Origin of the sequence: Streptomyces sp. NPDC101237 (assembly GCF_044767465.1) — a bacterium.
Lineage (GTDB): Bacteria > Actinomycetota > Actinomycetes > Streptomycetales > Streptomycetaceae > Streptomyces > Streptomyces gramineus.
Window position 1 is genome coordinate 83,506 of sequence record NZ_JBIWNY010000002.1, and the last position, 20,121, is coordinate 103,626.

Below are 20,121 nucleotides of genomic sequence, written 5' to 3' on the forward strand. Positions count from 1 at the left end.
GCATCTCCCCCCTGACACCAGTGTAGGAAGGGGTGGTTGCTCCGGGCCAGACCGAGTGATGTCCGTATGGTTACGAAACCGGCACCGGGAGTGACGTCTTCGGCGGTGTCGGAGGTGCGGACGTGACGGAGTCAGTCCTCGCCGATGTCCTCGTTCCACAGGGCCGGGTGGTCCCTGGTGAAGGCGCGCATCAGGGCGGTGCACTCCGGGTCGTCCAGCAGGACGATCTCCACGCCGTGTTCGGCCAGCCAGTCGTGGCCGCCGTGGAAGGTGACCGCCTCGCCGATCACCACCCGGGAGATCCCGAACTGGCGGACCAGGCCCGAGCAGTACCAGCACGGCGACAGGGTCGTCACCATGGTGGTGCCCCGGTACGAGCGCTGCCGTCCCGCCGCGCGGAAGGCGGCGGTCTCGGCGTGCAGGGACGGGTCGCCGTCCTGCACCCGCCGGTTGTGCCCGCGGCCGAGCAGGGTGCCGTCGGCGCCGTAGAGCGCGGCACCGATCGGGATGCCGCCCTCGGCGAGCCCGGCGCGGGCCTCGGTGACGGCGGTGGCGAGCCAGGTCCGTGCCTGCTGCTGGTCCATGTCCTCACTGTGCGGTGCCCGCGGCGGCGGGGCAACGGGCCGCGTCCTCACCCGTAGGTGGCCGCCGGACGGGCAGACGGGCGTCCCGGCGTGCGCGGGGCGCCGGCCGTGCGGAGGCTGGGACGGTGGCCGAGGGCGGTGAGGGCGATGATCGTGACGAGGGTGTCGGTGCCGGACGGGGGCCGGACGCGGGTGTCCCCGGCCGAGGCGCGGCGGCTGATCGCCGAGGACCCGTTCCTGCTGCTCGGGGTCCAGTTGCTCGACGAGGCGGATCCGGTGGACGGCCCGGCGGGCCGCCTGCTCGGCCTGGACGACGCGGACCTGGCGTGGTTCGGCCGGGCGGACGAGGCGTCGCGGGCCGAGTTCCTCGGTGACCTCGCCGGTTTCGTCGTCCCGGTGGTCGTCGACGACACGATCGCCTACGTGCACGTGCTGGCCGGCGAGCGTTTCGTGGTGGCCGCCCACTGGGGCCAGGACGTCCTGGCGTCGGGCTTCACCGCGCAGTTGTGCCGGGAGCGGCCGCGGGACGCGGTGGCCACGCTGTTCCTGCTGCTCCAGGAGGCGCTGGCCACCTTCCGCCGGGCCACCGTACGGGCGCTGCTCCAGGTGGAGGAACTGGAGGACGCCATGTTCGAGCACCGGCGCCCCGAGCAGATCTACCGGCTGTCCCAGCTGCGCCGCCGGGCCGCGCTGCTGCACCACTCGCTGCTGCCCTACCTCCAGGCGGTCGACGACGTGGTCTCCCGCCGGATGATGAGCAGCGACTTCCCGGCCGAACGGCAGCGGCTGGCACGGGAGTTCGTCCGCGCGGCCCGGCTAGTCCGCACGGACGTCGAGTCCCTCCAGGATGCCGCGCGCCGCGCCCTCGCCAGCTACTCGTCGCTGATCGCGGGCGAACAGAACGGTGTCATCAACCGGCTGGCCATCGTGTCGGTGATCTTCCTGCCGCTGTCCTTCCTGACCGGGTTCTTCGGCATGAACTTCACCTTCCTGACGGACAAGCTGGAGACCCGCGACGAGTTCTGGCTGCTGGCCGTCGGTCTCCAGGTCGTGGCCGTCGCCGCCGCCGGCTACGTCCTGCACCGCACCCGTGTCTGGCGGCGGCTGCGGGACGACGACTAGACCGGAAGGCGTATCCGAACCGTCGCTCCCCGTTACCCAGAGCGACGATGGTGGCAGGCTGATTGCGCCCACCGACCTCGAAGGAGCCGCGCCATGTATCCGACCGACCGCAAGTACACGAAGGAACACGAATGGGTCCGCGTCAACGGTGGCACCGCCGAGGTGGGGATCACCGAGTACGCCCAGAAGCAGCTCGGTGACATCGTGTTCGTCGACGTGCCGAGCGTGGGGATGACCGTCCCGGCGAACGAGGAGTTCGGCACCGTGGAGTCCGTGAAGTCGGTGAGCGCGCTCTACATGCCGGTCGGCGGCAAGGTCGGCGAGGTGAACCCGGATCTGGAGTCCGAACCCGAGCTGATCAACATGGAGCCGCACGACACCTGGATGATCAGGTTCCAGATCTCCGACAAGAAGCAGCTCGACGGGCTGCTGAGCGCCGACGCGTACGAGAAGTACCTCGCTTCCGAGGGGGACTAGGACCGCCACGCACGCGCGGAGCCCGCCGCAGGACAGAGGTCCTCGGCAGGCTCCGCGGGTGGTGTTCCGGCCGTGTCAGCCGTTGGTGCAGGCGTTGGCCGCCGCCGGGTTGAGCAGGCCGATCACGTTGATGCTGTCGCCGCACAGGTTGACCGGGATGCTGACCGGCACCTGGACGACGTTGCCCGACAGCAGACCCGGGCTGTTGGCCGCGGAACCGGTGGCGTCGGCACCGTTGTCGGCGTAGGCGGCGGTGGTGCCCAGGGCGAGGGTGGCGGCGATGGCGCCGGTGACGGCGAGAGCACGGATGCGCATGAAGGCCTCCTGGTAGCGGGATGACAACGCGTCCATCACAACCGCCCGCCACCGGACCCGCATGCGGAGCTGGGCCGATCGGCGCAATCCGCTGCGCCGGACCGCTGCGCCGGGCCGCTACGCGGCGAGGCGGGCCGCGAGGTCCTTCGCCTTGGCGGCCGCGTCCTGGAGGGCACGGTCGCGGGAGGCCTCGTACAGCGGCACCAGCTCGGTCATGGCCGGGTTCTGCGGAGCCATCGTCAGCTCCGGGACGATGAAGTCGACTTCGAGGCCGAGGGCACCGGAGAGGACCGCCTCCAGGTAGTTCTGCACGTACTCGAACGACTCCCGCGGGGTGCCCGGAGCGTACGAACCGCCGCGGCTGGCCACGACGGTGACCGGCGTGCCCTTGGCGGACGGGTTCTCGCCGCCGGTCCGGCCGAACAGGATCACGTTGTCCAGCCACGCCTTGAGCGTCGAGGGGATCGTGAAGTTGTACATCGGGGCGCCTATGAGGATCGCGTCCGCCTGCTCCAGCTCCTCGATCAGCCGCACGCGCTCCGCGAAGGCCGCCGCCTGCTCGGGGCTGTGGGTGGCGGGATCGGCGAATCCGGCGGTGTGGCTGTGCGCGGTGATGTGCGGAACCGGGTCCGCGGCCAGGTCGCGGTAGACCACCGTGCCGCCGGGGTGCTGCTCCTGCCATGCCGCACGGAAGGCCTCGGTGACGGCGCGGGAGGCGGACGCTCCGCCCGGGAGGAGGGACGAGTCGATGTGGAGAAGGGTGGCCATGGAGGTCTCCAGACACAGGGAGGGCGAGCCCGGCGCGAGACGCGGGCTGAGAATTCGTACTCAGCTATAGATAACACAGGTGCTTACTTTTTTTCACCCCCCTCTGTCCTGGGCCTGTACCCTGAAGCCATGGCGGTGGATCAGACGCACGACCCGGAGCAGTGCAAGGCGGTGGACGTCGGTATCACGCGTGTCTTCCAGGTGCTGGGAAAGCGCTGGAACGGCCCGATCCTGTCCGTCCTGCTGGACCGGCCGACGCACTTCGCCACCCTGCGCCGCGCCATCCCCGGCATCAGCGAGCGCATGCTCTCCGACCGCCTCACCGAACTCGGCGCCGCCGGACTCGTCGTGCGCGAGGTCGACGAGGGCCCGCCGCTGCGGGTCTCCTACCGCCTGACCGCGGCCGGCGCCGCCCTGGAGCCCTCGCTGAAGGAACTCGGCGCGTGGGCGAAGGAACACCTGCCCGACGACTCGTCCTGCTGACCCGCCTCAGGGCCGGACGCTCTCCGGCTCCAGCACCGCGTAGTCCGTGAAGCTGCGCCGGTACCGCAGGTGCCGGGTGTCCCGGGTGTGCCGCCGCTGCCACTCCTCCACCGCTCCGGGCGACCCGCACGGCCCCGACTCCGCGCCGCAGTCCGCCTCGTCCCCGGAGACGCAGTACGCCGCGTACTCCGGCTCGGCGGTCTCGTCCTGCGTGATCAGGTACGGCACGAAGCGGAAGAACCGGCGGGGCCTGGTGCCCCAGTGATCGCGGCGCAGGTGCCGTCGCAGCAGCACGTCGGCGTCGGTCACCGCGCTCGCGTCCGACCGCGCCGCCGCCTGCCGCCGCCGCCCGGCGAACTCGGCGCAGGCCGCGCAGCCGGCCACCGGTTCCGGTGCCGGGGAGTCCGCGACCGGGTGACTCAGCGTGCGGGAGCGGTGGTTGGCCGCCCGCACCTCCGCGCCGAGCCGTTCCTCGGCCGTCGCGGGCCGCACCGACTCGGGCCGCGCCTCCCACTCCCGGCCGCCGCCGAGCGGCCGCAGCAGGGCGTACGGTCCGGCCTGTCCCCGGTACTCGCCGACCTTGTCCGCACGGGTGTCGTAGACGACCGTTCCCGCTTCGATCCCGATTTCGATGTGCTCAGTCATGTGCGCTCCGACGCCACCTTCGTAACTCTGGGTGTGCCGAGCGTTGCGGACGGGAACGGTCGGTATCAATGCCGGACGCGTGCCACCGGCACCTGTCACAGAGGGGGCCGGTCGCGGTGACCACCAACGCGGAGTTCTTCGGCGAGCTGTTACGGCACTACCGCGAGGAGGCACTGCTCACCCAGGAGGCGCTGGCCCGGCAGATCCCGTGCGACCGGTCCCTGGTGGCGCGGGTGGAGGCGGGCACCCGGGTGCCGTCGGACTCGTTCGCGAAGAAGTGCGACGAAGTGCTCCGCACGGGTGGAGTGTTGATGCGGCTGTGGGGGAGGGTGGACTGGTATCCGCAGGTGGAGCATCCGGATTGGTTCCAGCGCATGGTGGACATGGAGGCGAACGCCGTCGCGCTGTACACCTACCAAGTCATGCTCGTGCCAGGCCTGTTGCAGACGCCCGACTACGCGCGAGCGCTGCTCTCCCAGCGAGCCGACGGTGACTTGCTGGACAAGCGGGTCAGGGCCCGGCTGAGTCGACAGCCGCGCTACCTCGCCCAGGGCGGACCTACGTACGTCGTCGTGATGGACGAGAGTTGCCTGCGCCACTCGGTGGGGAGCCCCGCCGTGATGCGTGACCAGTGCGCGCACCTTCTGCGGGTGGGCAAGCTGCCCAATATCCGTATCCAGATCGTTCCGGCCGACCGCTTCGACATCGCGCGCCCCGACAAGTCGATGCTGCTGGTGGCACTGCCCGACGGAGAGCACTGGATCTACTCGGAATCGCGGACGCGCGGCCACTTTCACAACGATCCAGAGGACTACGCCGAGTACAGCCGAATCTATGATGTGCTCCGTGCGGAGACTCCGTCATCCCACGAATCCGCCGCTCTGATCGGCAAGTTGATGAAGGAGTACGGCGAGCATGACCCAGCAGCAGTTGAGCGCGGCGACCTGGATCAAGAGCAGCCACAGCGGAGCCAACGCGGGCGACTGCCTCGAATTCGCCCCCGAGTTCACCTCCGTCGTCCCCGTCCGTGACAGCAAGACCCCCGACGGGCCCGTCCTGATCCTCGGCCGGGCCGCGTGGGGCGCCTTCGTCGCCTCCGTGTAGCGGCCTGTCCGCGAGGGCAGACCCGAGGGCAACTTGCCTCGAGGGGGCCAGAATTGGCCAGTCGGGCCGGCCCGCGGTCCTATGCTGACCGGGTCTTCGGGAGTCAGCGGTGCGGGAGGGGTCGTGGCAGCTCTGGAGCCCGGCGATCCGCGCTCCGTCGGGGAGTACCAGCTGCTCGGACGGCTCGGCGCGGGCGGCATGGGCCGGGTCTTCCTCGGCCGCTCGCCGGGCGGCCGGTCAGTGGCCGTCAAAGTGGTGCACGCCGAACTGGTCGCCGGACAGCACGAGTTCAGGTCGCGGTTCCGGCGCGAGGTGGAGGCCGCCCGCAGGGTGAGCGGTGCCTTCACCGCACCCGTCGTGGACGCCGACCCGGACGCCCCGCTGCCATGGCTGGTCACCAGCTACATCGCCGGACCCTCGCTCGAGGACGCCGTCGCCGCGCGCGGGCCGCTGGCCGCCGACGCCGTGCTCCGGCTGGCCGCCGGGCTGGCCGAGGCGCTCATCTCCATCCACGCGGCGCACCTCGTGCACCGGGACCTGAAGCCGTCGAACGTGCTGCTCGCCGACGACGGGCCGCGGGTCATCGACTTCGGCATCGCCCGCAGCGTGGAGTCCGAGACCATCACGAGGGCCGGACTCATGATCGGCTCGCCCGGGTTCATGTCACCGGAGCAGGTCGAGGGCGGCGAGGTCACCGGCGCCGGCGACGTGTTCGCGCTCGGAGCGGTGCTGGCCTTCGCGGCCACGGGCGCCAACCCCTTCGGCGAAGGGTCCACTCCGGCGCTGCTCTACCGGGTGGTGCACGACGGGCCCGACATCACCGCCGTCACCGACCCGGACCTCGCCTCCCTGATCGCCGCCTGCCTGGCCAAGGACCCGGCCAGGCGGCCCACTCCGCGCGAGATCCTGGCCCGGACCGGCTTCACGGCCGACGCCACCGCGCCGCCCCCGCGGCCCGCGGACGCCCCCGCGGCCGATCCCGCGGCGGACGTCACCCGTCCCGTCCCGCGCCCCGTCGCGACCCGCCCGCTGACACGGCTCGAAGCCGCGCCGCAGCCGGTGCCGGACCGGCGGAACCCCGGCACCGGCCGCCGCACCCTGCTGCTGTCCGGCGGAGCGCTCGCCGTCGCCGCGCTCGCGGCCGTACCGGTCGCGCGCCTCGTCGGCCGCGGCGGGGCCGCTTCGTCGCCGAAGCACTCCGGCGGGTCCGTCTCCGTCCCGTCACCGCTCGCCGCCTGGCCGCTGGACGAGACCTCGGGCGCGGTCGCCGCCGACGACACCGGCCGGTACGACGGCACGGCGGCCCGGGTCGGCTGGGGCCGCGGCAAGGACGGTGCCCCGCTGTTCGACGGCGGCACCAGCCAGATCATGACCGCGGGGCCCGTGCTGCGGACCGACGAGGGCCACGGCTTCACCGTCTCGGCGTGGGTGGCGCTGAGCACGCTGCCGGCCGGGTTCGCGACCGCCGTCAGCCAGGACGCCGGGGCCGTCAGCGGTTTCTACCTCCAGTACGCGGCCGCCGAGAACCGCTGGGCGTTCGCCAGGCCCGACCTGCGCGCCCTGTCGTTCACCGTCCCGAAGCCGGACGTCTGGACCCACCTGGTCGGCGTCTACGAGGACCGGCGCCACCAGATGATCCTGTACGTCGACGGCGTCCAGGAGGCGGGCGTCGACGACGGCGACCCGGTGGCAGCCGACGGCCCGCTGGTGATCGGCCGCGCCACCGCGGGCGGCGGACCCGCCGACTGGTTCCCGGGTTCGATCAGACAGGTCCAGGTGTTCCAACGTCCGCTGACCGCGGCCCAGGTCAAGGCGCTGCTCTAGCGGAACGCGCCGGTCAGTCGGTGCGCGGGTCCTCCGGCTTCAGGGACTTCAGGAACTCGGGGTTGTCGTCCGGCGCGACCCACCGCTCGCGCGGCTGCCGCGCCCGGCCCGCGACCAGCCAGGCCACCGGGCCGACCAGCACCTCGCCGAAGAGCAGGATGATCAGCACCCACACCAGCTTCGGCAGCGCGCGGACCTCCTCCTCGGGGGTGTTCAGGCAGTCCACGAAGGCATAGATCCACAGCGCGAGGACCAGCAGAAAAGGCAGATACCTGAGCATGGCGGCCAGGGTAGCGGGTGCCCGCTCAGGGGCGCGCCGAACTGCCCGACAACCCCCGCCGCACCGGTGACGTAGGGGCTGAAGTCGCCGGTGTTCGGCCTGACGCGGCGCCGACCGACGTGTGCGTCAGCGTGGACGTGCGGGTGCGTGGGCGCTGATCGCGCAGTTCCCCGCCCCTGACGGGGCGCACCACAGCGCCGTTTCTTCGAGGGGCGCGGGGAACTGCGCGACAGGCCCCGACGGACCCGCACCCGACGGCGCGCCCGCAGGACGCATGGTCTCGAGCGCGCGCTGATCACGCCTTCTCGGCCAGCAGCGGGCCGACGATCGTGCGTACGTCCGCCGCAGTGAGCGGACCCAGGTACTTCGCGGCGATCCGCCCGGCCCGGTCGATGAAGAGGGTGTACGGCAGCGCCCGCGGCGCGTAGCCCTGGGGCAGCCGGAGCATCTTGCGGGAGCCGGGGTCGTGCAGGCTCGGGTAGACCAGCCCGTGCGCCTTCTCGAAGGACCGCCCGCTGTCCCGTCCGGCGTCCGTGTCCACCCCGAGCACCTGGACCCCTTTGCTGTCCAACTCCTCCTGAGCCTTGGACAGTTCGGGCGCCTCGGCCCGGCAGGGCCCACACCAGGAGGCCCACACGTTCAGGACGACGACGCGGCCACGGTAGTCGGCGAGCCGTACCGCCCTGCCGTCCAGGCCGTCGCCCGACAGGTCGGGGGCCGCCGGGCGGTCGGCGGCCGCGACGCGGGTCAGCGCGGACACCGGCGAGTCGGCGGTGTCCTGACCGGGTGCGCAGGCGGCGAGCACGAGCGGCAGGACGAGCAGCGGTAACCGGCTGATCCGGCGGCGGACTGTCACGGCCGACGAGTATCGCAGGGGGCATCCCCGGGGGTGGTGACCGGGCGGCCGTCCCCGGTGGCCGATACTGGGAGGCATGGCTTACGACGATCTTCGCTCCCTGCTCCGGGCACTGGAGCGTGAGGGAGACCTCAAGCGTGTCAAGGCCGAGGTCGACCCGTACCTGGAGGTCGGGGAGATCGTCGACCGGGTGCAGAAGGCGGGCGGACCGGCGCTGCTCTTCGAGAACGTGCGCGGCTCCAGCATGCCGCTGGCCATGAACGTCTTCGGCACCGACCGGCGCCTGCTCAAGGCCCTCGGGCTGAAGTCGTACGGCGAGATCTCCGAGAAGATCGGCGGGCTGCTGCGCCCGGAACTCCCGCACGGCTTCGTCGGCGTCCGCGAGGCGTTCGGGAAGCTCGGCGCGATGGCCCACGTCCCGCCGAAGAAGGTGAAGGCCGACCACGCGCCGGTCCAGGAGGTGGTCCTGCACGGCGACGACGTCGACCTGCACCAGCTGCCGGCCCTGTTCACCTGGCCGCAGGACGGCGGCTCCTTCTTCAACCTGGGCCTGACCCACACCAAGGACCCCGAGTCCGGCATCCGCAACCTCGGCCTGTACCGCCTCCAGCGGCACGACCGGAACACCATCGGCATGCACTGGCAGATCCACAAGGACAGCCGCAACCACTACCAGGTGGCGGCGCGCAGGGGCGAGCGGCTGCCCGTCGCGATCGCCTTCGGCTGCCCGCCGGCCGTGACCTACGCCTCCACCGCACCGCTGCCCGGTGACATCGACGAGTACCTGTTCGCCGGGTTCATCGCGGGCAAGCGGATCGAGATGGTCGACTGCAAGACGGTCCCGCTCCAGGTGCCGGCGAACGCCGAGGTCGTCCTGGAGGGCTGGCTGGAGCCCGGCGAGATGCTGCCCGAGGGCCCCTTCGGCGACCACACCGGTTTCTACACCCCGCAGGAACCGTTCCCCGCGCTGAAGATCGACTGCGTGACGATGCGCAAGCGTCCCCTCCTCCAGTCGATCGTCGTCGGCCGCCCGCCGACGGAGGACGGCCCCCTCGGCCGCGCCACCGAGCGCTTCTTCCTCCCGCTGCTGAAGATCATCGTCCCGGACATCGTGGACTACCACCTCCCCGAGGCCGGCGGCTTCCACAACTGTGCGATCGTCTCGATCGACAAGAAGTACCCCAAGCACGCGCAGAAGGTGATGCACGCGGTCTGGGGGGCGCACATGATGTCCCTCACCAAGCTGATCGTGGTCGTCGACTCCGACTGCGACGTCCACGACCTGCACGAGGTCGCCTGGCGGGCCCTCGGCAACACCGACTACGCCCGTGACCTCACGGTCGTGGAAGGCCCCGTCGACCACCTCGACCACGCCTCCTACCAGCAGTTCTGGGGTGGCAAGGCGGGCATCGACGCGACGAGGAAGTGGCCCGAGGAGGGCTACACCAGGGACGGGGGCTGGCCGGACATGGTCCTGTCCGACCCCGAAACGGCGGCGACCGTCGACCGCCGCTGGAAGGAGTACGGACTGTGAGCTCCGCTTCCGCAGCGCTCCCGCAGCCGGGACGCACGAAGGCCTTCCTGCGGCTGGTGATGATCGAACACTCGGTCTTCGCCCTGCCCTTCGCCTACATCGCCGCGCTGACCGCGATGTACGAGCGGGACGAGAACATCCACTGGGGCCGGCTGCTCCTGGTCACGATCTGCATGGTGGGCCTGCGCACCTTCGCGATGGCCGTGAACCGGATCATCGACCGCGAGATCGACGCCCGCAATCCGCGCACGGCCCACCGCGAGCTGGTCACCGGCGCGATGAGCGTGAAGCACGCGTGGACCGGCGCGCTGATCGCGGTGGCGGTCTTCCTCGGCTCGGCCGCCCTGCTCAACCCGCTCTGCCTGGCCCTCGCCCCCGTCGCGGTGATCCCGATGGTGGTCTACCCCTACGGCAAGCGGTTCACGAACTTCCCGCAGGCCATCCTGGGTCTCGCCCAGGCCATGGGCCCGATCGGCGGCTGGCTGGCGATCAGCGGCGAGTGGTCCTGGGACGCGGTGATCCTCGGCCTGGCGGTCGGCATCTGGATCGGCGGCTTCGACCTGATCTACGCCTGCCAGGACGTGACGACCGACCGCGAGATCGGCGTCATGTCCGTCCCGGCCCGGTTCGGCATCCCGGCCGCCATCCGGGGCGCGCGGGTGTGCCACGCGGTGACGACAGGCCTGTTCGTCTGGTACGCGCTCGCCACCGGCGCCGGCGCGTTCTTCTGGCTGGGGCTGGTGATCGTCGCGGGCGCCTTCGTGTACGAGCACACCATCGTCCGCCCGCACGACCTCTCCCGTCTCAACCGCGCCTTCTTCAGCGTCAACGGGTTCATCGGCATTGCCCTCTTCGTGTGCGCCCTGCTGGATCTCCTCGTGCGCGGTCTGACCCCCTGAGGAAGCCCGGCGGCCTCCCGGTGGACGCCCTCGGCCCCCGCGCCGGGGCCGAGGCACCCCACCCGGCCTGAACCTCGGTCGGTGCGCCGGTACGCTCAAGGTGTGAACGCAGGAGAAACGCAGCGCGTGCCTTGGATCGTGGGGGTGTCCGGGGCGTCCGGAACGCCCTATGCGGCCGCGGTGCTGCGAGCGCTGCTGGCGGCGGGCGAAAGCGTCGACCTGGTGGTCAGCCGGGCCTCGCGGCTCACCCTGCTGGACGAGACCGGGATCTCCTTCCGGGACGCGCACTGGCGCGAGGACCTGGGGGAATGGCTGGGCCGCGGGGCCGACGGCAAGCCCGGGACCTTCCAGGCGGACCTGACGGCGGTGCGGTACTGGAACGCCGGGGACCTGGCCGCCGGACCGTCCTCGGGGTCGTACCGGACCAAGGGCATGCTGATCGTGCCGGCGTCCACCGCCGCCGTCGCCGGGGTCGCGCTCGGGCTCTCCAAGGACCTGCTCCAGCGGGCGGCCAGCGTCAACCTCAAGGAACGCAGGCCGCTGGTCGTCGCCGTGCGCGAGACCCCGCTGAACGGCCAGACCCTGCGCCACCTGGTCACCCTGGACGACTTCGGGGCCGTCGTCGTACCCACCTCGCCGGCGTTCTACGCGGGCGCGACGCACATCCAGGACCTGGTGGACTTCGTCGCCGGGCGGGTGCTGGACGCGGCCGGTGTGGGGCACCGGCTGTACCGCCGCTGGGAGGGCGACCTCGGCGGCGCGAGCACGTAGCGGTACCCCTGCACCACCTCTCATCTACTTCGGGAACTTTCAGTGGAAGGCTTCGATCGCATGGATGCCGTGGACAGGCAGCTCATCCAGGCCCTGAGGGAGAACGGCCGGGCCTCGTACGCGGAGCTGGGGCGGCTCGTCGGGCTGTCGGGACCCAGCGTCACCGACCGCATCAACCGGCTGGAGGCGGCCGGTGTCATCACCGGCTACCGCGCCACCGTCGACGCCGCCTCGCTCGGCCTCGGAGTCATCGCCCTGATCGGCATCTCCCTCTCCGACGCGGCCGACCACGAGGACGTGGCGCAGCGGCTGCGGGACCTGCCGGAGATCGAGGACTGCTGGTTCATCGCCGGCGACGACTCCTTCATGCTCAAGGTGCGGTCGACGAACGTGGACGGCCTGGAGAAGACCATCCGGCGGCTGTCCGGGACCAAGGGCGTCTCCCGGACCCGCACCACCGTCGTGCTGTCCACGAAGTGGGAGAACCGGGTCGGGGAACTTCCCGAAGAGGTGTAGGCCCGAAGGGCCGTATGGGGGCCGATCCTGCCCGAAGGGCGGGGGCGTACGGTTGTCGAAGTCGTCGTAGAGAGGTGTGGGCATGGACGTCGGGCTCAAGCGCGAGCTGGAGGAGAAGGTCAGAGCCGGTGAGCGGCTGACCCGTGAGGACGGCATCGCGCTGTACGAGTCGGACGACCTGGCCTGGCTCGGGGGTCTCGCCCACGAGGTGCGCACCCGGAAGAACGGTGACGTCGTCCACTTCAACGTCAACCGGCACCTCAACATGACCAACGTGTGCACCGCGTCCTGCGCGTACTGCTCGTTCCAGCGCAAGCCGGGCGAGAAGGACGCGTACACGATGCGCATCGAGGAGGCGGTGAAGCTCGCCAAGGCGATGGAGGGCGAGAACCTCACCGAGCTGCACATCGTCAACGGGCTGCACCCGAACCTGCCGTGGCGCTACTACCCGCGCTCGCTGCGGGAGCTGAAGGCGGCACTGCCGGACGTCTCGCTGAAGGCCTTCACCGCCACCGAGATCCACCACTTCGAGACGATCTCCGGCCTGTCGGCCTCCGAGATCCTCGACGAGCTGATCGACGCCGGTCTCGAGTCGCTGACCGGCGGCGGCGCGGAGATCTTCGACTGGGAGGTCCGGCAGCACATCGTGGACCACCGCACCCACTGGGAGGACTGGTCGCGGATCCACCGCCTGGCGCACGAAAAGGGTCTGAAGACCCCGTGCACCATGCTGTACGGCCACATCGAGGAGCCCCGCCACCGCGTCGACCACGTGCTGCGCCTGCGCGAGCTGCAGGACGAGACGAACGGCTTCCAGGTCTTCATCCCGCTGCGCTACCAGCACGACTTCGTGGACATGAAGGACGGCAAGGTCCGCAACCGGCTCCAGGCGCGCACCCAGATGGCGACCGGCGCGGAGGCGCTGAAGACCTTCGCGGTCTCCCGGCTCCTCTTCGACAACGTCCCGCACGTCAAGGTCTTCTGGGTCATGCACGGCGTGCAGACCGCGCAGCTGGCGCTTCAGCACGGCGCGGACGACATGGACGGGTCGGTCGTCGAGTACAAGATCACCCATGACGCGGACAACTACGGCACGCCGAACAAGCTGACCCGCGAGGACCTGCTGGACCTCATCCGCGACGCCGGCTTCCGGCCCGTGGAGCGCAACACGCGCTACGAGATCATCCGCGAGTACGACGGCCCGGACCCGGCCCGCCGGGAGTCGCCGCAGCCGATGCGGGTGTGAGCGACGCCGGGCGCGTACTCGGGTGCGGGTGCCGCGTGGCCCGTCGCGCAGTTCCTCCCCGCGCCCCTTCAGGGGCGCGGGGAGCTGCGCGAACGGCCCCCGCGCACCCGCACCCGACCAGGCACCCCTGTCCGCATGGCGCATAGTCGTCGCACCCCTCCTGGGGTAAGGGATAGCATCCCGCCATGCCCCTTACCTTCACCCTGGACCCGGCGGTCACTCCCGCCCTCCGCGACGGCGTCCTCGACCTGTGGACGGACGTGTCCAACGCCGGCGGTTCCGTGGGGTTCGTCGCCCCGGTGACCCAGGAGGAGATCCGCCCGGAACTGGTCAAGCACCTCGCCGCCATGGCCGAGGGCCGCACCCGGCTGCTCGTCGGCCACGACGAGGCCGGCAACGTCGCCGCCACCGCCTTCTTCTCCTTCAACACCCACCGCCTCATGAAGCACTGGGTGTGGCTGTACACGGTGATGGTCCACCCCAAGCACCAGGGCCAGGGCTACGGCCGTGACCTCCTCGCGGCCGCCGCCGACGCGGCCCGCGGCTTCGACGGCACGGCCGCGATACGCCTCACCTGCCGCGGCGGCCAGGGCCTGGAGACGTTCTACGGCTCCTGCGGCTACCGGGAGGTCGGCCGCGTCCCCGGCGCGATCCGGGTGGCGCCGGGCGACGACCGCGACGACATCACCATGCTGCTGCCGCTCGGCTGACCCCGCTGCAAGATCGGCCCTGGCCCGTGCTTCACTGGGCGGTGCCCCTTTTCGTCATCGGAAGACTGGATTGAGATGCTCCGCTACACGCTGATGCGCCTCGGTATCTTCGCGGGCTGCTTCCTGGTCGTCTGGGGCCTGGTCTACGCCGGCGCGTTCCCGCGTGGTTTCGGGGACTCCAACCTCCTGTGGGTCCTGTTGCTCTCCCTGGTCCTGTCGGCGCCGATCAGCTTCGTCGTGCTGCGCAAGGAGCGGGACCGCGCCTCGGTCCAGGTCTCGCGGCGGGTCGACCGCATGAAGGCCAACATCGAGGCCAGCCGCAGCCAGGAGGACGAGGTCGTCGACGAGGCGGCGCAGCCCCGGACCTCTTCCTGAACGACTCCCGCGCGTCCGGCCGCCCGTAGGCTTTGCCCATGGGTGCCGTGAAGACCAGACGCATGCCACGGGCGGTCCGGGAGCAGCAGATGCTGGACGCCGCCGTGCGGACCTTCGGGCAGCGCGGCTACATGGCCGCCTCGATGGACGAGATCGCCGAACTCGCAGGTGTCTCCAAGCCGTTGGTGTACCTGTACCTGAACTCCAAGGACGACCTGTTCACGGCGTGCATCCGCCGTGAGGCGAAGGCGCTCACCGAGGCCGTCCGCGGCGGGGTACATGGCGACCTGCCCGCCGACCGCCAGCTCTGGGACGGCCTCCGGGCGTTCTTCGCGCACACCGCCGCACACCCCGACGGCTGGTCCGTACTGCACCTCCAGGCGCGCACGCACGGCGAGCGGTTCGCCTCCGAGGTCGCCGCGATGCGCACCGAGCTGGTGGAGTTCGTGACCCAGCTCATCGTGGTCGCCGCCCGCGAGGCGCGCCGCGACCCCGACCTGCCCGAGCGCGAGGTGGCGGGGCTCGCCGAAGCCCTGGTCGGCGCCGCCGAGTCCCTCGCCGCCTGGGCGAACGTCACTCCCGGTGTCACCGCGCGCGAGGCGGCGACGACCCTGATGAACTTCGCGTGGGCCGGCCTCGGCGGCCTCATGGAGGGCAGGCCCTGGGCCGACGCCTGACCGGCGTCCGCCCTCAGCCGGGAAGCGGCCGCACACCACCGGTCACGTGCACCCGGTCCGCCGGGCCCCGCAGCTCGAACCGTCCCGCCCGCGCCGCGTAGCCGACCGTCGCGGGCAGCAGCACCGGCGCCCGGAACTCCGCCTCCACGTGCGCCCGTTCCGGCACTCCGTGGGCCGCCAGGCACCGGGCCGCGGTCCACATGCCGTGGGCGACGGCCCGCGGGAAGCCGAAGAGCCGCGCGGTGAGCGGGTGCAGGTGGATCGGGTTGCGGTCCCCGGAGGCGGCCGCGTACCGCCGTCCGACGTCGGCGGCGATCCGCCACTCGGCGACGGCGGGCAGCGGCGCCCGCTCCTCCGGCCGGGCGGTGGCCCCGGCCGTCCGCGCGGTCCGGTGCCGGGCCAGGTACCTGCTCCGCGACTCCCACACCAGGGCCTGTGCGTCCCGCACCTCGGTGACGAGCACGGCCTCGGTGCCCCGCCGGTGCGGACGCAACCCGGCCACGTGGACGGAGAGTTCGTACGCCGCGCCGGCCGGCATCACCGCGTACCGGGAGATCTCCAGGTGGGTGTGCACGAGTCCCAGCAGGGGCAGCGGGAACTCGCGCTCGCTCATCAGCCGCATGGCCAGCGGGAACCCGAGGACGTGCGGATAGGTGACCGGCAGTCCGTCCTCGCCGGTGCCGAAGCCGCAGACGCGTTCGTAGGCGGCGAGCCTGCCGACGTCGGCGCGGACGGCCGGGAGCACGAGCCGGGCGTGCGGGAAGGAGGAGGCGGCGGCGGGCTTCTTGAAGGGCGACCGCAGCGCGCCGCGCGCCAGCAGCGGCCCGAGGGCGGGCGTCCCGCCGAGGACGATGTCCGTCATGTGCGTCCCCCGGTCTCGCCCGAACTACTGACTCTGAAGTAATGTTACCGAAGGTAAGGCTACGTCACGGCGGGCAAGGTCCGGAAGTGGGGCCTAACGTGAGAGACCCTCACGTACCCTCCGGGATTGCACAGGCCCGGCCCCGGACCATCCCCGAAACCCCACACCCCCGCCACAGCGGCCCCGTACGATCTCCAGACCTAACCGCCGGTAACCCCTGCCCGAGGGCCGGCGCCGGTGAACGCCTCGCCGCACGAGGCACGTACGTGATGCAGCAAGCAGTTCACCGCTGCACGCCCGAGGAGCCGCCCCGTGTCCACTTCGTCCTTCCAGCACGCCGTCCCCCTCTCCCCGGGCGCCGCGATCCAGGCCACGGACTACGACGGGAAGCCGATCCTGGTCGAACCCCTCGTCCAGCGGCTGGACGGTGTGGTGCGGGAGGCGTCCGTCCCGCCGTTCGCGCCGCCGGTGCGGCACGGCTCGCTCGCCGACCTGCCGTTCGAGAACGCGGAGGCCGGCCCCGGCACGATCGTCCTCAGCCGCAAGTCGGCCGACGGCGAGGGCCGTTGGGAACAGGTGACGGCCACCGAGTTCGCCGCGCAGGTGCTCGCGGTGGCCAAAGGGCTCATCGCGGAAGGACTGATGCCGGGCGACCGGATCGCCGTCATGGCGCGGACGACGTACGAATGGACCCTCCTCGACTTCGGCGCCTGGGCCGCGGGCCTGGTGACCGTCCCGGTCTACCCGACCTCCTCGGTCTTCCAGACCCGCTGGATCCTGCACGACTCCGGCGCGGTCGCCCTGGTCACCGAGACCTCCGCGCAGGCCGCCGCGCTCGGCCCCGAACTGGACCGGCTGCCCGACCTGCGCCACCTCTGGGTGATGGACAAGGGACACGTGGACCGGCTCGCGGAGGCCGGCGGCCACGTCCCGGACGCCGAAGTGGGGGTACGGCGGGGCATGCTGGGCCCCGACACCATCGCCACCCTCATCTACACCTCGGGCACCACCGGCCGGCCCAAGGGCTGCGCGCTCTCGCACGGCAACTTCTTCGCCGAGGTCGACAACGCGATCGAACTCCTCTACCCGATCTTCAAGGCCCGCAAGGACGAGGAGGTCTCCATCCTCCTCTTCCTGCCCATGTCCCACGTCTTCGGCCGGATGGTGGCGATCGCCTGCATCCGCGCGCGGGTCCGTCTCGGCCACGCGCCCAGCCTCCGCCCGGAAGACCTCCTCCCGGACCTGGCCGCCTTCCGGCCGACCTGTCTGCTGACCATCCCCTACATGCTGGAGAAGGTCTTCAACTCCGCCCGTGCGAAGGCGGAGGCGGGCGGCCGGGTCGCGGTCTTCGACCGGGCCACGGGGATAGCGCGGCGGTACGGCGAGGCCCTGGAGGCCAGCCAGACCGGCACCGGCAGCGGCCCCGGCCGCGCCCTGAAGACCGCCCGCGCCGTCTACGACCCGCTGGTGTACCGGCGGATCCGGCACGCCATGGGGGGGAGGGTCCGGCACATCATCTGCGGCGGCTCCCCGCTGGGCCGCCGGCTCGCCGCGTTCTACGCCGGCGCCGGCATCGAGATCTACGAGGGCTACGGCCTGACCGAGACCACCGCGGCCTCGACCGTCACCCCGCCGCTCAAACCCCGGCTCGGAACGGTCGGCTGGCCGATGCCCGGCACCAAGGTGCGGATCGCCGCCGACGGCGAGATCCTGCTCGCCGGCGACCACGTGCTGCGCGGCTACTGGGACCCGCAGGCCGGCGGGGTCGTCCCGGCGACCCGGGACGGCTGGCTGGCCACCGGCGACATCGGCGAACTCGACGACGAGGGCTACCTCACCATCACCGGCCGCAAGAAGGAACTGCTGATCACGGCGGGCGGCAAGTCGGTGGCCCCGGCGCCGCTGGAGAACTGGCTCCGCTCCCATCCGCTGATCTCCCAGGTGATGCTGGTCGGCGACGGACTGCCCTACGTCAGCGCGCTGATCACCCTGGACCGGGACGGCCTCACCCACTGGCGCCAGATGAACGGCAAGCACCCGGTGCCCCCCGAACTCCTCCTGGACGAGCTGGAGTTGCGGGCGATCCTGCAACGGGCCGTCGACGAGGCCAACAAGCTGGTCTCCCGCCCCGAGTCCATCCGCCGGTTCACGATGCTGCCCGTCGACTTCACCGAGGAGGCGGGCCACCTGACACCGTCGATGAAGCTCCGCCGAGAGGCGATCATGAAGGACTTCGCGGCGGAGATCGACGGCCTCTACACGAAGGAGCGCTAGGTGTATTGCCCTGTCTGGCCGTTCCCGTCGTCGCCCGGAGCGCGGCAGACGGGAACGGCCAGACAGGCCCTGGCTCCGGGGGCCCTCGGCACCGCCCGGACCGGTGTCACGCGTCGTCCGCCAGGCGGTCCAGCCACTCCGTCAGGAGGTGCTGTTCGGCGGTGGTGAGCGGGGTCGGGCGGTCGGCGAGGCCGGCGCGCAGGGCGCGGGCGGCGCCGGCCGGGCCCGCGGTGCGCACGGCGGGCTTCTCGTCGGTGACGGCGGTGACCATCGCCTCGCGCAGGGTGGTCAGCAGGGCCGGGTCGCGCTCGGCCTCCGGCATCGACAGCCAGGTGAGGACGGCACCGCGGGCCGTGGCGTGGATGACGTTGGCCGCCAGGGTCTCGCCCACCCGCAGCAGGCCGGCCACCGCGAGCCGCCGCACCCGGCCCTTCAGGATGCCGAGCCCGGTCCGGAAGGCGGCCGACTCCGCGCGCGTGGCGTCGCCGTACATCAGCGAGTAGAGCGCCGGGTTCTCCAGACCGAACCGGACCGCCAGGTCCCAGCCGTCGCGCAGGTCCTCGATCGGGTCCTCCGGATCAGGGACGACGTGCTTGCTCGCGAGGAACGTGGCGAAGCCGTGCTCGGCCACCGCGTCCAGCAGGCCCTCCTTGTCGCCGAACAGCCGGTAGAGGGCCGGAGGCTGCAGCCCCGCCGCGACGGCGACCGCCCGCGTGGTGACCGCGTCCCGCCCCTCGCGCTCCAGCAGACCGATGGCGGCGTCGATGACGCGCTGCCGGGTGTCCGCGGCGGAGCCGGAGGCGGCGGGGGTCGTGTCACGTGAACCGGAGGCCATGAATCAACGATATCGCGCACGTGGTTCCGCCGTTAGTATCGGTGTTACGCTTCACGTGTTTCCATCGATATCGACGTCCTGGAGGACATCGTGATCATCGTGACCGGAGCCACCGGACTGCTCGGCGGCCAGATCGTGGAGCGGCTGCTGGACCGCGTACCGGCCGAGCGCGTCGGCGTCAGCGTGCGCGACCCGGACAAGGCGACGGCGCGGTCCTTCGCGGACCGCGGGGTGCGGGTGCGGCGGGGCAGCTTCACCGACGGGGCCGGCCTGGCGCACGCCTTCGAGGGCGCGTCCCAGATCCTGATCGTCTCCGTCGACCGGATGGGCGCGGAGACCGTACGGCAGCACCGCACCGCCATCGACGCGGCCGTCGCCGCGGGCGCCCGCCGCATCGTCTACACCGCCCAGATGGGCGCGAGCCCCACCTCGCGCTTCCAGGCCTGCCGCGACCACGCGGCCACGGAGGAGGCCCTGGCCGCCTCGGGCGTCGCCTGGACCTCGCTGCGCAACGGCTTCCACGCGGCCAGCGGACTGCACTTCCTCGCCGAGGGCCTGGCCTCAGGAGAGGTCGCCCTGCCCGCCGACGGACCGGTCTGCTGGACGGCCCACGCCGACCTGGCGGAGGCGGCCGCCGTGATCCTCGCCGACGAGGGCCGCTTCGAGGGCCCGACACCACCGCTCACCGCCACCGAGGCGCTGACGTTCGCCGACCTCGCCGCCGCCGCGGCCGACGTCACCGGCCGGGCCGTCGCCAGGACCACCGCGCCGGACGACGTGTTCCGCGCCCGGCTGGTGTCGGCAGGTGTCCCGGACGAGACCGCCGGCCACCTGCTGAGCATCTTCGCCGCGGCCCGCGAGCACGAGTTCGCGACCGCCGACCCGACCCTGGCGAAGCTGATCGGCCGCGAACCGGTGAGCGTGCGGGAACTGCTGCGCGACCAGCTCACCGGCGGCTGAGCGG

General features: G+C 71.8%; 22 protein-coding genes and 2 pseudogenes. 16 read left to right on the forward strand and 8 right to left on the reverse strand.

The features are described from left to right. Positions 1-131: 131 nt before the first annotated feature. Positions 132-584, reverse strand: coding sequence for a nucleoside deaminase (locus tag ACIRQ9_RS03250; RefSeq protein WP_404166620.1), 453 nt, complete (start codon positions 582-584; stop codon positions 132-134). A gap of 147 nt (positions 585-731) precedes the next feature. On the opposite strand from ACIRQ9_RS03250, the gene ACIRQ9_RS03255 reads away from it, so the two are divergent. After that, entirely contained in the window at positions 732-1,706 is a 975-nt protein-coding gene (locus ACIRQ9_RS03255; RefSeq protein ID WP_404166623.1) for a CorA family divalent cation transporter, read from the forward strand. A 93-nt stretch (positions 1,707-1,799) separates the two neighbouring features. Next, complete coding sequence (gene gcvH, locus ACIRQ9_RS03260) at positions 1,800-2,183, forward strand: glycine cleavage system protein GcvH (RefSeq protein WP_404166626.1); 384 nt, start codon at positions 1,800-1,802, stop codon at positions 2,181-2,183. Between the two features lie 75 nt (positions 2,184-2,258). Here the strand turns inward: gcvH and ACIRQ9_RS03265 are convergent, their stop codons facing one another. Continuing rightward, entirely contained in the window at positions 2,259-2,498 is a 240-nt protein-coding gene (locus tag ACIRQ9_RS03265) for a chaplin (protein ID WP_351327929.1), read from the reverse strand. Positions 2,499-2,615: 117 nt separating this feature from the next. Continuing rightward, positions 2,616-3,266, reverse strand: coding sequence for an FMN-dependent NADH-azoreductase (locus ACIRQ9_RS03270; protein WP_404166629.1), 651 nt, complete (start codon positions 3,264-3,266; stop codon positions 2,616-2,618). A 129-nt stretch (positions 3,267-3,395) separates the two neighbouring features. On the opposite strand from ACIRQ9_RS03270, the gene ACIRQ9_RS03275 reads away from it, so the two are divergent. Next, positions 3,396-3,749, forward strand: coding sequence for a winged helix-turn-helix transcriptional regulator (locus ACIRQ9_RS03275; protein WP_404166632.1), 354 nt, complete (start codon positions 3,396-3,398; stop codon positions 3,747-3,749). A gap of 6 nt (positions 3,750-3,755) precedes the next feature. Here ACIRQ9_RS03275 and ACIRQ9_RS03280 read toward each other — a convergent pair whose 3' ends face one another. Further along, the gene (locus ACIRQ9_RS03280; protein ID WP_404166635.1) at positions 3,756-4,394 is read right to left on the reverse strand and encodes a hypothetical protein; all 639 of its coding nucleotides are present in this window, start codon (positions 4,392-4,394) and stop codon (positions 3,756-3,758) included. Between the two features lie 68 nt (positions 4,395-4,462). On the opposite strand from ACIRQ9_RS03280, the gene ACIRQ9_RS03285 reads away from it, so the two are divergent. The 3 genes and pseudogenes from ACIRQ9_RS03285 (at position 4,463) to ACIRQ9_RS03295 (ending at position 7,322) form a co-directional block, all read left to right on the forward strand. Then, a complete protein-coding gene (locus tag ACIRQ9_RS03285) occupies positions 4,463-5,425 on the forward strand; it encodes a Scr1 family TA system antitoxin-like transcriptional regulator (RefSeq protein ID WP_404166638.1) in 963 nt (320 codons plus the stop codon). Beyond that, a pseudogene (locus ACIRQ9_RS03290) lies at positions 5,394-5,498 on the forward strand (DUF397 domain-containing protein); the annotation flags it as partial. The gene ACIRQ9_RS03285 and the pseudogene ACIRQ9_RS03290, both read left to right, overlap by 32 nt. A 123-nt stretch (positions 5,499-5,621) precedes the next feature. Further along, positions 5,622-7,322, forward strand: a complete 1,701-nt coding sequence (locus tag ACIRQ9_RS03295; RefSeq protein ID WP_404166641.1) for a LamG-like jellyroll fold domain-containing protein — start codon at positions 5,622-5,624, stop codon at positions 7,320-7,322. Positions 7,323-7,338: 16 nt separating this feature from the next. On the opposite strand, the pseudogene ACIRQ9_RS03300 reads toward ACIRQ9_RS03295, so the two are convergent. Beyond that, positions 7,339-7,602, reverse strand: a pseudogene (locus tag ACIRQ9_RS03300) (PLD nuclease N-terminal domain-containing protein); the annotation flags it as partial. Positions 7,603-7,897: 295 nt separating this feature from the next. After that, entirely contained in the window at positions 7,898-8,458 is a 561-nt protein-coding gene (locus tag ACIRQ9_RS03305) for a TlpA family protein disulfide reductase (protein WP_404166644.1), read from the reverse strand. Positions 8,459-8,534: 76 nt separating this feature from the next. Between ACIRQ9_RS03305 and ACIRQ9_RS03310 the strand changes: the two genes are divergently transcribed. The 8 genes from ACIRQ9_RS03310 (at position 8,535) to ACIRQ9_RS03345 (ending at position 15,186) form a co-directional block, all read left to right on the forward strand. Then, a complete protein-coding gene (locus ACIRQ9_RS03310) occupies positions 8,535-9,992 on the forward strand; it encodes a menaquinone biosynthesis decarboxylase (RefSeq protein WP_404166647.1) in 1,458 nt (485 codons plus the stop codon). Further along, complete coding sequence (mqnP, locus tag ACIRQ9_RS03315) at positions 9,989-10,891, forward strand: menaquinone biosynthesis prenyltransferase MqnP (protein ID WP_404166650.1); 903 nt, start codon at positions 9,989-9,991, stop codon at positions 10,889-10,891. The genes ACIRQ9_RS03310 and mqnP overlap by 4 nt, the downstream gene beginning before the upstream one ends. A 126-nt stretch (positions 10,892-11,017) precedes the next feature. After that, complete coding sequence (locus tag ACIRQ9_RS03320) at positions 11,018-11,662, forward strand: UbiX family flavin prenyltransferase (RefSeq protein ID WP_404166652.1); 645 nt, start codon at positions 11,018-11,020, stop codon at positions 11,660-11,662. Positions 11,663-11,722: 60 nt separating this feature from the next. After that, positions 11,723-12,178, forward strand: coding sequence for an Lrp/AsnC family transcriptional regulator (locus tag ACIRQ9_RS03325; RefSeq protein ID WP_362647513.1), 456 nt, complete (start codon positions 11,723-11,725; stop codon positions 12,176-12,178). 82 nt (positions 12,179-12,260) lie between these two features. Beyond that, entirely contained in the window at positions 12,261-13,424 is a 1,164-nt protein-coding gene (mqnE, locus tag ACIRQ9_RS03330; protein WP_093499805.1) for an aminofutalosine synthase MqnE, read from the forward strand. 185 nt (positions 13,425-13,609) lie between these two features. Then, positions 13,610-14,134, forward strand: coding sequence for a GNAT family N-acetyltransferase (locus ACIRQ9_RS03335; RefSeq protein ID WP_404166656.1), 525 nt, complete (start codon positions 13,610-13,612; stop codon positions 14,132-14,134). Positions 14,135-14,209: 75 nt separating this feature from the next. Continuing rightward, entirely contained in the window at positions 14,210-14,509 is a 300-nt protein-coding gene (locus ACIRQ9_RS03340) for a DUF4229 domain-containing protein (RefSeq protein ID WP_404166660.1), read from the forward strand. A gap of 38 nt (positions 14,510-14,547) precedes the next feature. Next, positions 14,548-15,186, forward strand: coding sequence for a TetR/AcrR family transcriptional regulator (locus ACIRQ9_RS03345; protein WP_404166663.1), 639 nt, complete (start codon positions 14,548-14,550; stop codon positions 15,184-15,186). Positions 15,187-15,199: 13 nt separating this feature from the next. Here ACIRQ9_RS03345 and ACIRQ9_RS03350 read toward each other — a convergent pair whose 3' ends face one another. Next, complete coding sequence (locus tag ACIRQ9_RS03350; RefSeq protein ID WP_404166666.1) at positions 15,200-16,048, reverse strand: MaoC family dehydratase; 849 nt, start codon at positions 16,046-16,048, stop codon at positions 15,200-15,202. A gap of 363 nt (positions 16,049-16,411) precedes the next feature. Here ACIRQ9_RS03350 and ACIRQ9_RS03355 point away from each other — a divergent pair, with 363 nt between their 5' ends. Next, positions 16,412-18,322 carry an AMP-dependent synthetase/ligase gene (locus ACIRQ9_RS03355; protein WP_404167506.1) on the forward strand — a complete coding sequence of 637 codons (1,911 nt, stop codon included), beginning with the start codon at positions 16,412-16,414 and terminating at the stop codon, positions 18,320-18,322. Positions 18,323-18,428: 106 nt separating this feature from the next. Here ACIRQ9_RS03355 and ACIRQ9_RS03360 read toward each other — a convergent pair whose 3' ends face one another. Beyond that, complete coding sequence (locus ACIRQ9_RS03360; RefSeq protein WP_404166669.1) at positions 18,429-19,157, reverse strand: TetR/AcrR family transcriptional regulator; 729 nt, start codon at positions 19,155-19,157, stop codon at positions 18,429-18,431. A 90-nt stretch (positions 19,158-19,247) separates the two neighbouring features. On the opposite strand from ACIRQ9_RS03360, the gene ACIRQ9_RS03365 reads away from it, so the two are divergent. After that, positions 19,248-20,117: an NmrA family NAD(P)-binding protein gene (locus tag ACIRQ9_RS03365; RefSeq protein WP_404166671.1), complete on the forward strand. Its 870-nt coding sequence runs from the start codon at positions 19,248-19,250 to the stop codon at positions 20,115-20,117. The last annotated feature ends 4 nt before the right edge of the window (positions 20,118-20,121 follow it).